The sequence below is a fragment of the Ferrovibrio terrae genome (assembly GCF_943372915.1).
GTDB lineage: Bacteria > Pseudomonadota > Alphaproteobacteria > Ferrovibrionales > Ferrovibrionaceae > Ferrovibrio > Ferrovibrio terrae_A.
The window spans coordinates 1-12,316 of sequence record NZ_CALSAN010000008.1 but is presented as its reverse complement, the minus strand read 5'-3'; the positions used below and the strand labels follow the sequence as shown (position 1 = coordinate 12,316).

Annotated in this window: 11 protein-coding genes; 9 read left to right on the top strand and 2 right to left on the bottom strand. The window is 64.7% G+C overall.

From position 1 onward, the window contains the following. The first annotated feature begins 146 nt into the window (after positions 1-146). Positions 147-647 carry a hypothetical protein gene (locus tag AAG821_RS07405; RefSeq protein ID WP_341913267.1) on the top strand — a complete coding sequence of 167 codons (501 nt, stop codon included), beginning with the start codon at positions 147-149 and terminating at the stop codon, positions 645-647. Between the two features lie 37 nt (positions 648-684). On the opposite strand, the gene AAG821_RS07400 is transcribed toward AAG821_RS07405, so the two are convergent. Continuing rightward, the gene (locus AAG821_RS07400; RefSeq protein WP_341898965.1) at positions 685-927 is read right to left on the bottom strand and encodes an Lrp/AsnC ligand binding domain-containing protein; all 243 of its coding nucleotides are present in this window, start codon (positions 925-927) and stop codon (positions 685-687) included. Between the two features lie 98 nt (positions 928-1,025). Further along, a complete protein-coding gene (locus tag AAG821_RS07395) occupies positions 1,026-2,675 on the bottom strand; it encodes a DEAD/DEAH box helicase (RefSeq protein WP_341913265.1) in 1,650 nt (549 codons plus the stop codon). 196 nt (positions 2,676-2,871) lie between these two features. Here AAG821_RS07395 and AAG821_RS07390 point away from each other — a divergent pair, with 196 nt between their 5' ends. The 8 genes from AAG821_RS07390 to AAG821_RS07355 all read left to right on the top strand — a co-directional run bounded on the left by AAG821_RS07390 (position 2,872) and on the right by AAG821_RS07355 (position 12,215). Beyond that, positions 2,872-4,041 carry a M20 aminoacylase family protein gene (locus tag AAG821_RS07390; RefSeq protein WP_341913263.1) on the top strand — a complete coding sequence of 390 codons (1,170 nt, stop codon included), beginning with the start codon at positions 2,872-2,874 and terminating at the stop codon, positions 4,039-4,041. A 17-nt stretch (positions 4,042-4,058) separates the two neighbouring features. Continuing rightward, entirely contained in the window at positions 4,059-4,883 is an 825-nt protein-coding gene (locus tag AAG821_RS07385; RefSeq protein WP_341913262.1) for an MBL fold metallo-hydrolase, read from the top strand. Positions 4,884-4,898: 15 nt separating this feature from the next. Continuing rightward, positions 4,899-5,459 (top strand): histidine phosphatase family protein, encoded by a 561-nt coding sequence (locus tag AAG821_RS07380; RefSeq protein WP_341913261.1) that lies wholly within the window; start codon positions 4,899-4,901, stop codon positions 5,457-5,459. Between the two features lie 101 nt (positions 5,460-5,560). Beyond that, positions 5,561-6,046, top strand: a complete 486-nt coding sequence (locus tag AAG821_RS07375) for a MarR family winged helix-turn-helix transcriptional regulator (protein ID WP_341913259.1) — start codon at positions 5,561-5,563, stop codon at positions 6,044-6,046. A gap of 186 nt (positions 6,047-6,232) precedes the next feature. Beyond that, positions 6,233-7,081 (top strand): FAD binding domain-containing protein, encoded by an 849-nt coding sequence (locus tag AAG821_RS07370; RefSeq protein WP_341913257.1) that lies wholly within the window; start codon positions 6,233-6,235, stop codon positions 7,079-7,081. 4 nt (positions 7,082-7,085) lie between these two features. Continuing rightward, a complete protein-coding gene (locus AAG821_RS07365) occupies positions 7,086-9,812 on the top strand; it encodes a molybdopterin cofactor-binding domain-containing protein (protein WP_341913255.1) in 2,727 nt (908 codons plus the stop codon). 16 nt (positions 9,813-9,828) lie between these two features. Next, positions 9,829-11,331 carry a 6-hydroxynicotinate reductase gene (locus tag AAG821_RS07360; protein ID WP_341913253.1) on the top strand — a complete coding sequence of 501 codons (1,503 nt, stop codon included), beginning with the start codon at positions 9,829-9,831 and terminating at the stop codon, positions 11,329-11,331. Then, positions 11,328-12,215 (top strand): UPF0280 family protein, encoded by an 888-nt coding sequence (locus AAG821_RS07355; protein ID WP_341913251.1) that lies wholly within the window; start codon positions 11,328-11,330, stop codon positions 12,213-12,215. The genes AAG821_RS07360 and AAG821_RS07355 overlap by 4 nt, the downstream gene beginning before the upstream one ends. The last annotated feature ends 101 nt before the right edge of the window (positions 12,216-12,316 follow it).

Genomic DNA, 12,316 nt, shown 5'->3' with positions numbered 1-12,316 from the left:
TAAATTGCAGGCAGCGACAAGATGGAGTCTGCGCCGCAGGCTCAGCGAAGCACGGCATGCTAGTACCGTTCAGCGTGCCAGCGACTTGTCCGGGCAAGTATGGTAAATAAAAGACTTACCGATTCGCCGGGGGACGTCGGACGACGATGATGTTTACAAGCCTGATCAACAGCCCAACACGACGGGCTCTCGCGCTTGTTGCCATCCTCGGCAGCATGACGGCCTGCTCAGCATGGAACAGTTCTGCCGGTGGCTCGGGTGATGCCGGCAAGCCGGGCAGCGGCCCGCCGACGCAGATTGCCGGCGTGGCATTGCCTGACGGCTATTCGCTGGATTCCAACCGCACCATTATTCTGGGCGAGGGGGACCGCTGGATCGGGCGCCTGTCCTACAGCGTGAATTCTTCGGCCGATGCGATGTTTGATTTCATCCGGCGCGAGATGGCCAATTACGGCTGGACCGAGGTGGCCGTGGTGCGCGCCGAGGCCAGCCAGCTCACCTTCCTGTCGGGGGGTGGCGACCGCGTGGCGTCGGTGCTGATTTCGCGCTCCACGCTGTATGGGTCCAAGGTCGACATGACCGTGGCGCCATCGACCGGCAGCACAGTGACCAGTGCTCCGCGCGCCGCAGGCAACCGTCCGCGCTAAACGTCAGGGCGCGTTAAAGTGCGCGCTCTCAATCAGGTCAGTTGAAGGCTTTGAAGGTGATGAGCGTGAAGGTGTCCTTCACGGCGGTGATGGTCTGCAGCTTGTTGACCACGAAATGGCCGATGTCCTGGCCGTCAGGCAGGTAGCATTTCATCATCAGGTCATACTGGCCTGAAATCGAATGCACCTCGGAGACCTGCTCGACCTCCTCAACGGCCTTCACCGCCACGTCATAGGCGCGGCCCAGCTCGCATTTCACCATCACGAAAATCGTCTGCATCGCCGGCTCCGTTTCCTCGTCCTGGCGCGACTGTAATCGAAGTCCGTCGTGGGCCGCAATCGGGCCGCAACCGGTGAGCGACGATCATGAGGCCCGGATCAGGACGCCCTGCGGCTCGGGCGCAGCAGGAAGTCGGGGACATGGTCGCCCATGCCAACCACCGGCGGTTCGCGGTCTTCGCGATGGTCGCGACGGCCACGATCATTGTTGCGATCCCGGTCGTTGCGGTCACGGCGGGCTTCGCGCGGCTGTTCCGCGCGTGGCTGCTCGGCACGGGCCGGCTCAGCACGCGGCTGTTCCGGTCGCTCCTTGCGCGAGCGATCACGACGCGGGCGGTCCTGCCGGCGCGGCTTCTGCTCATCGCGGGGAGCTGCGTCCTGCTGCTCGATCTGCGGCTGCTCAGCCTGGCCGGTTTCAACCTGACTGGTCTCGATCTGGGCGGTTTCGACCTGCGCGGCCTCGACGGCGGCCTGCGGCTCGCGCGAGGCGTCGCTGGCGCGCGGCTCGCGGGTGCGATCCCGGCTGCGGGTGCGGTCGCCGTCGCGATCCCGGCCACGGCCGCCGCGGCCACGGCCGGACTTGCGGTCGCGCTCGCCACGTTCGCTGCGCTCGTCGGCGGCATCCCCGGCAACATCGCTGGAGTCATGGGCAAAGCCGTGCAGCTCCATAACCGGAATATCGCGCTGGATCAGCTTGGTGATGGCGGACAGATACTTGCCATCCTCGCCGGCCACCAGCGTGAAGGCGCGGCCATTCATGCCGGCGCGGCCGGTGCGGCCGATGCGATGGACGTAATCTTCCGGATGGGTCGGGACGTCGAAATTGAACACGTGGGTCAGGCCCTGGACGTCGAGGCCGCGAGCAGCCACGTCGGAGGCGACCAGGATGCCAATCTCGCCCTTCTTGAACTTCTCCAGCGTCGCGGTGCGCACCGACTGGTCCATGTCGCCATGCAGCGGCTGGGCATCGAAGCCGTGCCGGGCCAGCGATTTGGCCAGGATATCCACGTCGCGCTTGCGGTTGCAGAAGATGATGGCGTTCTTGACGTCTTCGTTGCGGATCAGAGTGCGCAGGGCTTCGCGCTTAAGGCGATGCGGAACCTGGATCTGGAACTGGGCAATCGACTCAGCGGTCGTGGCCTGGCGCGCAACCTCGATTTCCTTCGGGTTGCTCAGGAACTTGTCGGCCAGCTTGCGCATATCGGCCGCCATGGTGGCCGAGAAGAACAGGGTCTGGCGCAGCGGCGGCAGCATTTTGCCGATCCGCTCGATATCGGGCATGAAGCCCATGTCCAGCATGCGGTCGGCTTCGTCGATGACGAAGATCTGCACGCCGGTCAGCATCACCTTGCCGCGCTCGAAATGGTCGATCAGGCGGCCAGGGGTGGCGATCAGCACGTCGACGCCGCGATCCAGCAGCTTTTCCTGCTCGGTGTAGTTCACGCCGCCGATCAGCAGCGCCATCGAAAGCGGGGAGTTCTTGCCGTATTTGTCGAAGCTCTGGGCGACCTGGTCGGCCAGTTCGCGGGTCGGCTCCAGGATCAGGGCACGCGGCATGCGCGCACGGGCGCGTCCACCGGCCAGGATGTCGATCAGCGGCAGGGTGAAGCCGGCCGTCTTGCCGGTTCCGGTCTGCGCCGTGCCGAGCACGTCGCGGCCCATCAGCACGATGGGGATGGCCTGCGCCTGGATCGGCGTAGGAGTGGTGTATCCGGCATCGGCGACGGCCTTCAGGACCGGCTCGCTCAAGCCTAAATCAGTAAATTCCATGGATTTCCGTATTATCTTGACGGCGTCAGCACAGATGCGCACCGTCCGCGGGCGGACAAGACCACAGGAGCCCCCCCGAGTCAATGCCTCCTTATGCAGGTGGAAAGAGCAAAATCAATCGGTTATCGTCCCATTCCTGCCATTTAACGCCTGCATTTTCCTGCCGGAGCCCCGAATGAAACTGATCGACGAGATCGTCGCCAACAAGGCACAGCTCACCGCCTGGCGGCATGACCTGCATATGCACCCCGAAACCGCCTTCGAGGAGCATCGCACGTCGGAATTCGTCGCCAAGACCCTGGAGTCCTTCGGCATGCCGGTGCATCGCGGCCTGGCCAAGACCGGCGTGGTCGGCACGCTGAAGGCCGGCAAGGGCAACCGCGCCATCGGCTTGCGCGCCGATATGGATGCGCTCGACCTGATCGAGATGAACGAGTTCGGCCACAAGTCGAAGCATGAAGGCAAGATGCATGGCTGCGGCCATGACGGCCATACCATCATGCTGCTCGGCGCCGCCCAGTATCTGGCCAAGGCGAAGAATTTCGACGGCACCGTGCATTTCATCTTCCAGCCGGCAGAAGAGAATGTCGCGGGTGGCAAGGTGATGGTCGATGAGGGCCTGTTCACCAAGTTTCCCTGTGAGTCCGTCTTCGGCATGCACAACATGCCGGGCATCGACGTGGGCAAGTTCGCCGTGCGCACCGGCCCGATGATGGCTTCGGCCGATATGTTCTGGATCAAGATCAAGGGCGTCGGCGCCCATGGCGCCTATCCGCATCGCGGTATCGACCCGGTGGTGATCGCCGCCGAGATGGTGCTGGCGCTGCAGAATATCGTGGCGCGCAATGTCGATCCGCTGCAATGCGCGGTGGTCAGCTGCTGCCAGATCCAGGGCGGCCATACCACCAACGTGATTCCGGAAGAGGTGATGATCGCCGGCACCACGCGCGCCTTCCTGCCAGAGGTGCAGGACATGATCGAGGCGCGCATGAACCAGATTGTCACCGGCATCGCCGCCAGCCATGGCGCGACCGCCAAGCTGGATTACCAGCGCCGCTATCCGCCCACCATCAACACCGCCGACGAAACCGAACTCGCCGCTGCCGCCGCCGCCGCCGTGGTGGGCGGCACCAACGTGCTGCGCAACGTCAACCCCAGCATGGGCGCCGAGGATTTCGCCTGGATGCTGCGCGAGAAGCCGGGTTCCTACGTCTGGATCGGCAACGGTGCGGGTGAGGAAAGCTGCATGGTTCATAACCCCCGCTATGATTTCAACGACGACGTCCTGCCGATCGGCGCCACCTACTGGTCGCGCCTGGTCGAAACCATCCTGCCGGCATCATAACGGAAAGAGGGCGCGGCATGAGCTTCAAGGTGAAGTTCTGGGGCGTCCGCGGCAGCATAGCAACGCCATCGCCGCGCCATATCGGTTTTGGCGGGAATACGTCGTGCGTCGAGTTGAAGATCGGCAACCGCAGCATCATCCTCGATGCGGGCACCGGCATCCGCAATCTTGGCCACTGGCTGTTGCGACGCAACGTGATGCGGGGCGATATCTTCCTGTCGCATACGCATTGGGACCATATCAACGGCTTCCCGTTTTTTTCGCCGGCCTTCAAGGCGGATCGGCAGTTCACGATCCATGCCGGCCATCTGATAGACAAGGGCGGCATCGGCAATGCACTGCAGTCGCAGATGGCACAGCCTTTTTTCCCCGTGCCGCTGGAAAAGATGGGGGCGCAGATCGACAGTGTCGATTTTCGCGCCGGTGACAGCTTCAGTCTGGGCGGCCAGATCAAGGTGCGCACTGCGGCGCTGAACCATCCCGATGGCGCCACCGGATATCGCTTTGAATACGGCGGTAAATCCTTGTGCTATGTGACCGATACCGAGCACACGCCGGGCCAGCCGGACCAGAATATCCTGGGGCTGATCGAGGGTGCCGATCTGGTGATCTACGACAGCACCTATACCGATGCGGAATTCGAAGATCATGTCGGCTGGGGTCATTCGACCTGGCAGGAGGGGGTGCGGCTTTGCCGCGCCGCCGGTGCGAAGACGCTTGCGATTTTCCACCATGATCCCGATCATGAGGACCCGTTCATGGAGGAGCTGGAAGCCGAAGCGAGACAGCTTTGGTCCGGCGCCATGGTCGCACGCGAGAATATGCGCGTGAATTTATTGTAGGGAGGGGGCGGACACATGTCCCGGATTTACCTGGTGCGACACGCCAAGGCTGCGGCGCGGTTCGATGAAGATCCAGATCCCAGCCTGTCGGATGATGGCAAGGAGGCGGCGATCGATCTGGCGCTGGAGTTGGAAAAGCTCGGGCCGCTGCCGATCTATACTTCACCGATGGAGCGGGCGCGTGAAACCGCCCTGCCGCTGGCCAACCGCTGGGGATCGGTGCCGGAGGTCAGTGCTGCATTTTCTGAAATTCCCACCCCGGCCGAGATTGCTGAACAGGGCATCAAGGCGCGCGGCCCCTGGCTGCAGCAGATCGCCAACCAGCGTTACAGCGCCCAACCGTCGATCATCCGCGCCTGGCGCGAGGGCCTGATCGGCATGTTGCGGTCCTGCCGCAGCGACACGGTGATCTTCACGCATTTCATGGTCATCAATGCTGCCATGAGCGCGGCCATGAATGACGAACGCATGGTGGTGATGCAGCCGGATTACTGTTCCTGCACCGTGGTCGAGACCACGATGCGCGGGCTGTCGGTGGTCTCGCGCGGCGTCGAGGCCACGACGAAAGTTTTGTAACCGGCCGGTTCCGTCGCGGCTCGATATCACAGCGTATGCATTGCGGCTGCTGCGGAATGGCTTGGCCCCGATGCGGTGAACCGGCTAAGTTGGAGCTGTGAGTGGCGATCCAGCGGAATGAGCAGCGCATGAATGTGAAACCGGAGATCAAGGTTGAACCGACCGCTATGCCTGACGGCTATGTGCTGGAAGACCAGGTCGGTCATCTGATCCGCCGGGCGCATCAGCGCCATACTGCGCTTTTCATCGCCATGATCGGCGACGAGCAGGTGACCACCACGCAATATGCCGCGCTGGTGAAGCTGTATCAGATGGGCGAACTGTCGCAGAACCATCTGGGCCGTCTCACCGCGATGGACCCGGCCACCATCCAGGGCGTGATCCGCCGCCTGACCCTGCGCAAGCTGATCTCCCACCGGCCCGACAAGAACGACAAGCGTCGCCGCTGCCTCAGCCTCACTGCAGCAGGCCGCGATCTGGTCGGACGCCTGCTGAACAACGGGCCGAAGGTGAGCAAAGCCACGCTCGACCCGCTGACGGCGGCCGAACAGCAGCAGTTTGTCGCGCTGCTCAAGCGCCTGACCTGAGCTTTTCGCGACCTTTCAGCGCTCTGTTGCGCTGCCGCATTCCTGCGCAGTGACTGCCTACATTTTGACGTTGACTCTTTCGAGGCAGCAACGCAGCATCATATGCGTACGAACGATATCGGCCTGCGGGGGTGGGCGATACGGTCGGATGCCGGAGGGGAGGCCCCAACACCGATGGCGTCTTATGTGCGTCCAACGAGTCTGGCCGAAGCGCTCGATCATCTGAGCGCCGCCAATCAGAATGTCGCCGCACCGGTGATCCTGGCGGGTGGCACGGATTTCTACCCGGTGCGCGTCGGCCGTGCCGTCGATGACGATATCCTCGATCTGACCGGCATCCCCGACCTACGCGGAATCAGCGAAACCGCTGACGGCTGGCGCATTGGCGCCACCACCACCTGGAGCGATCTGGTTGCCGCCGACCTGCCGCCGCTGTTCGATGCGCTGCGCACTGCGGCCCGCGCCATCGGCGGCGTGCAGATCCAGAATGCCGCCACCGTGGCCGGCAATCTGTGCAATGCCTCGCCGGCCGCCGACAGCGTGCCGCCGCTGCTGGCCATGCGGGCGCGGGTGGAAATCTCTGCCGCAAGCGGCAAGCGCGAGCTGGGCTTGTGCGATTTCATCACCGGCAACCGCCGCACCGTGCTGAAGCCCGGCGAGCTGGTCTCGGCTATTCTGGTGCCGAAACCGAAAAAAGACGCGCACAGCATCTTCCTCAAGCTTGGCGCGCGCGAATATCTGGTGATCTCGATTGCCATGGTTGCGGTGGTGGTGGAGGTCGAGAACAACGTGATTTCGGCGGCCAGCGTCGCCGTCGGCGCCTGCTCCGCGGTCGCCCAGCGCCTGCCGTATCTGGAGGCCGAACTGATCGGCCGCCGGTTCAATGTCGCCCTGGCCAATCGCGTCGAACGCTCGCATTTCGATGGCCTGAGCCCGATTGACGATATCCGCGCCAGTGCCGGGTATCGCCGCGAGGCGGCAGAAATCCTGGTCCGCCGCGCGCTGACCACACTGACCAAGCAGAAGGGGAACTGACGGCATGCGGCTGATCGTCAACGGCAAACCGCATACCTATCAGGGCTCGCCGGCCAAACGCCTGAGCGATGTGCTGCGCGATGATCTCGGCCTCACCGGCACCAAGGTCGGCTGCAATGCCGGCGATTGCGGGGCCTGTACGGTGATGCTGGATGGTCGCCAGGTCTGCGCCTGCCTCACCGCCGTGGGCCAGGCCGCCGGCCGGCCGGTGGTCACCGTCGAGGGACTTAAGGCCCATGGCGCGCTGTCGCGCCTGCAGAGCGCTTTCCTCAAGCATGGCGCGGCGCAATGCGGCATCTGCACGCCGGGCATGCTGATGGCCGCCACCGATCTGCTGGCCGAAGTGTCCAAGCCTGATGAACAGCAGGTGATGGATGCCATCGGCGGTGTGCTGTGCCGCTGCACCGGCTATCGCAAGATCGTCGAAGCCGTGCTGGATGCCACCCGCACGCCGGAACTGCCGGCATCGCCTGACATTGGCGCCGCCGTGGGTGCGCGCAGCCTGAAGGTCGATGGTGTTGCGAAAGTGGAAGGCACCGAAAAATACGGCGCCGACTACATCCCGCATGATGCGCTGTGGCTGCGCGCGATCCGCAGCCCGCATGCCCGCGCCACCTTCACACTGGGCGATTTCTCCGATGTGATGCGCAAATACGGCCTGGTGCGCGTGTTCACGGCAGCCGATGTGCCGCGCAACGGCTTTGCCATTTTCGATGACAAGGACCAGCCGGTGCTGGCCGACGGCCTGGTGCGCTATCGCGGCGAGGCGGTGGTCGCGCTGGTCGGTCCGCGCGCGGCGGTCGAGGCCGTGAAGCCCGAAGACCTGCCGATCCGCTATGTGCCGGAAGAGCCGGTCAGTGGCGTGATCGCCGCAGCGGCGCCGGGCGCGCCGCTGGTGCAGGCCGGCAAGCCGGAGAATGTGCTGATCCGCGGCAATGTCACCAAGGGCGATGTGGCGCAGGGCTTTGCCGAAGCCGCCGCCACCGCCGAGGGCCTGTTCCAGACTTGCTTTGTCGAGCATGCCTATATCGAACCGGAAGCCGGCTGGGCCCTGCGCATCGGCGACCGCATTGAAATCCATGCCTCCACCCAGGCGCCCTATATGGACCGCGACGAGGTGGCCAGTGTCATGCAGCTGCCGCCCGACCGCGTGCGCATCGTGCCGACCGCCTGCGGCGGCGGGTTCGGTGGCAAGCTGGATGTTTCGGTGCAGCCGCTGATCGCACTGGCGGCCTGGAATCTGGATAAGCCGGTCGCCTGCGTCTACACGCGGCCGGAAAGCATGGCCTCCAGCACCAAGCGGCATCCGGCGCGCATCCAGGCGAAATTCGCGGCGGCCAAGAATGGCCGCCTGGTGGCGGTGGAAACCCATGCCGATTTCGATACCGGCGCCTATGCCAGCTGGGGCCCCACCGTGGCCAACCGCGTGCCGGTGCATGCCAGCGGGCCGTATCATGTGCCGCATGTGAAGAACCGCAGCCGCGCATTGTTCACCAATGCGCCGCCGTCGGGTGCCTTCCGCGGCTTTGGCGTGCCGCAGGCCGCCATTGCCCATGAAACCCTGATGGATGATCTGGCCGCCAAACTCGGCATCGATCGTCTGGAAATGCGCTTCATCAACGCGATCCGCGCCGGCGATCTGACGGCGACCAGCCAGAAACTGGAACATTCCGCCGGCCTGGCCGACTGCATTGCCGCGCTGCGGCCGCACTGGCAGGCGATGAGCGCCGATGTCGAAGCCTTCAATGCCCGTCGCAAGACCCTGCGTCGCGGCCTCGGCATTGGCTGCATGTGGTATGGCCTAGGCAATACCTCGATTTCCAATCCCTCCACCATGCGGATCAGCCTGCGTGCCGATGGCCGGGTGTTTTTCTATAACGGCGCCGTCGATATCGGGCAGGGTTCGAACACCATCTTCGTGCAGATCGTGGCCGATGCGCTGGGTGTCAGCATGGATCGTATCGACTATGTGATGGGCGATACCGACCGCACCCAGGATGCCGGCAAGACCTCGGCCTCGCGCCAGACCTTTGTTTCAGGCAAGGCCACCGAAATCGCTGCCCGCGATCTGCGGGCGCAGATTCTGCGGCTGGCCAATGCCGGCGATGGCGCGACACTCAACTTCGATGGTGCGGTGCTGACCGTGGACGACGGCGGCGCGGTGCGCCGCATCGATCTTGCCAGCCTGCCGCGGCTGAACCTGGATGGCGATGTGCTGCTGGGCGAGGGCCGCTTCGATCCGCCCACCACCATGCTGGATGCCAATGGCCAGGGCGTGCCCTATGCCACTTATGGCTTTGCCGCGCAGATGGCGCTGGTCGAAGTCGATACCGAGCTGGGCAAGGTGAAGGTGAAGAAAATCATCGCCGCCCATGACGTGGGCCGGGCGGTGAACCCGACGCAGGTGGAAGGCCAGATCCATGGCGGCATCGCGCAGGGGCTGGGCCTGGCGCTGATGGAAGAATACCTGCCGGGCCGCACCGAAAACCTGCATGACTATCTGATCCCGACCGTGGGCGATGTGCCCGAGATCGATGTGATCATGATCGAGGATGCCGAACCGCTCGGGCCGTTTGGCGCCAAGGGTGTGGGCGAGCCGGGCCTGGTGCCGACCGCGCCGGCGATCCTGGGTGCGATCCGCCATGCCACCGGCGTGCGCGTCACCGAAGTGCCGGTGCTGCCGCATCGCCTGCATGCGGCGCTCAAAGACGTGCCGCTGGCCGCGGAATAGGACAGGGGAGGGACGCATGAGCCACGCTGTCGCCACCACCGCTCCGAAGGATGACGTCGTTCGCTGCGATGCCTGTCCGGTGCTGTGCCGCATCCGTCCCGGCAAGGCCGGCGCCTGCGACCGCTATGCCAATGTCGAGGGCGTGCTCACCCGCGTCGATCCACTGGTCATTACCGAACGCGCGGCTTCCGAAGGGGCCGTGGTGCCGTTTCTCTCCGGCTCCGAAGGCTGGAATGGCAGCGTGGCAGCCCCGCCGCCTGTTGCACTGTCGCCCATGTTCGTCACCGGCATCGGCGCCGGCACCACCTATCCCGATTACAAGCCGGCGCCCTTCATCGTGTCGTCGCAGCATGACGGCGTCGATATGGTCACGGTCGTCACCGAAGGCATCTTCAGCTACTGCGGCGTCAAGGTGAAGATCGACACCGATCGCCATCTCGGTCCGGAACAGGCCGCCGTGCGCGTGAACGGCGAGGCGATCGGCCATGTCACCACGGCGGAATACGGCTCGCAGATGCTCTCGCTCGGTGGCGTGCATCACCTGACTGGCGGCAGCAAGAAGGAAGGCATCGTCACCTGCGACGCGCTGCTGGCGCTGTGCAACAAGCAGGCTGTCACCGTGCAGATCGATGGTGGCGCCGAAGTCACCATCCAGGCCAACCGGCCGCCCATCGTGAACGGCACGCCGGAAGCGCGCATGCGTGTCGGCTGCGGCTCGGCCACCATCGGCATCTTCGCCAAGCAGTGGCTCGGCCATGCCGACGAGGTGATCGTGGTGGACGACCACATCACCGGCGTGCTGAGCGAGCACCAGGCTGGCCGCTTCCTCGACATGCCGCTGGCCGGCATCCGCGTGCGTGGCCGCAAATCCACGCCGGGCCGTTATTTCCAGGTGGCCGAGCCGGGCCTGGGCTGGGGCGGCACCAATGTGTCCGATCCGCTCGACATCATCGAGAGTATCGATGCCAAGGCCGCCTGGCCGGGCATGAAGCTGCTGATGGTCTCCACCACCGGTGAACACAGCGCCTGGTATGTGCTGGACGACCAACTGAAGCCGCAGCCGGCCGAGATGCCGGCCCCGGTGCGTGTCGTGGTCGACCGCATTGCCGAGAATTGCGAGCCCTCGCTCTGCACCGTGCTGTTCATGGCCGGCGCTGGCGGCAGCCTGCGCGCGGGCGTCACCGAAAACCCGGTGCGGCTGACGCTGTCGGTGAAGGATCGCCTTACCCGCGTCACCTCTGGTGGCGCGCCGGTCTATGTCTGGCCCGGCGGCGGCATCACCTACATGGTGGATGTGGCGCGCATGCCCGACAATTCCTTTGGCTATGTGCCGACGCCGGCGCTGGTTGCCCCCATCGAATTCACCCTGCGGCGCGACGACTATGCCGCACTCGGCGGCCATATGGATTACGTGGTGCAGCTTGACGACGTGCTGCAGACCGGCCGTCTGAGCAAGCAGGCCTGGCGCGACGACAATCCCTGGCCGATCTCGCGTCCGACGGCCGAGGAGCAGCCGTGAGCAGCACGCAGCCCACAGCAGCCTGGCTGGTTGGCCGCGATGGCGCCTCACGGCGCCTGCATCTGCAGCATGGCCCGATCGACCTGGTGATCGAAGCCTTTGGCGCAAAAGCGGATGTCGCGCGGGCCTATGACCAGTCGGTGGCGCGCTTCCAGGATATCCTCGCCACGCTGGTGGCTGAGCTGCCCGATCTGCGTCGGCCGCTGGGCGGGGCGCATCCGCTGTTCCGCGGCCCGGTGGCCCGCCGCATGGCGGCGGCCTGCTGGCCGCACCGTGCCGTCTTCATCACCCCGATGGCGGCCGTGGCCGGATCGGTGGCGGATGAAGTGCTGGCCGCGATGCAGGCCGGCACGCAGCTGACAAAAGCTTATGTAAACAATGGTGGCGATATCGCTTTCCATCTCACACCCGGCGAGACCCTGCGCGCCGCCGTAGTCTGCAATCCCGACCTGCCGCATCTGGATGCGATTGCCACGCTGAATGCCGCACAGCCTTCGCGCGGCATCGCCACTTCGGGCTGGCGTGGCCGCTCGTTCTCGCTCGGCATTGCCGATGCGGTCACTGTTCTGGCCGAAACGGCAGCGCAGGCCGATGCAGCGGCCACCATCATCGCCAATGCGGTGACCGTGGAGCATGAGATGATTCGCCGGCAGCCGGCACACGCATTGCGTGACGACAGCGATCTGGGTGCACTGCCGGTGACGGTATCCGTAGGTGCACTACCGATTATTGCCATCCAGCAGGCCTTGTCGTCCGGCGTAGCGCGCGCGCAAGATTTGCGCCGCAACGGCCTGGTTCAGGCGGCATTCCTGTCGCTGCAGGGCGAGACCAGAACGGTGGGTGGCGAGATGCTGCTCGGCAGTACACAGAAAGCGTTGGGGTGAGGGATATGAGTCTGGTCGAAGTGCGCAAGATCGTCTGTATCACCGAGGATGTTTTCCACGATGGCGGACCGGTGGCGGCAAAGCCGCCGCGCAAGGGCGTG

Bases quoted from the DNA above. Each gene is read 5' to 3' on its own strand.
- AAG821_RS07360 (WP_341913253.1), top strand. From the start codon at position 9,829: ATGAGCCACGCTGTCGCCACCACCGCTCCGAAGGATGACGTCGTTCGC.
- AAG821_RS07380 (WP_341913261.1), top strand. From the start codon at position 4,899: ATGTCCCGGATTTACCTGGTGCGACACGCCAAGGCTGCGGCGCGGTTC.
- AAG821_RS07385 (WP_341913262.1), top strand. From the start codon at position 4,059: ATGAGCTTCAAGGTGAAGTTCTGGGGCGTCCGCGGCAGCATAGCAACG.
- AAG821_RS07400 (WP_341898965.1), bottom strand. From the start codon at position 927: ATGCAGACGATTTTCGTGATGGTGAAATGCGAGCTGGGCCGCGCCTAT.
- AAG821_RS07365 (WP_341913255.1), top strand. From the start codon at position 7,086: ATGCGGCTGATCGTCAACGGCAAACCGCATACCTATCAGGGCTCGCCG.
- AAG821_RS07405 (WP_341913267.1), top strand. From the start codon at position 147: ATGATGTTTACAAGCCTGATCAACAGCCCAACACGACGGGCTCTCGCG.
- AAG821_RS07390 (WP_341913263.1), top strand. From the start codon at position 2,872: ATGAAACTGATCGACGAGATCGTCGCCAACAAGGCACAGCTCACCGCC.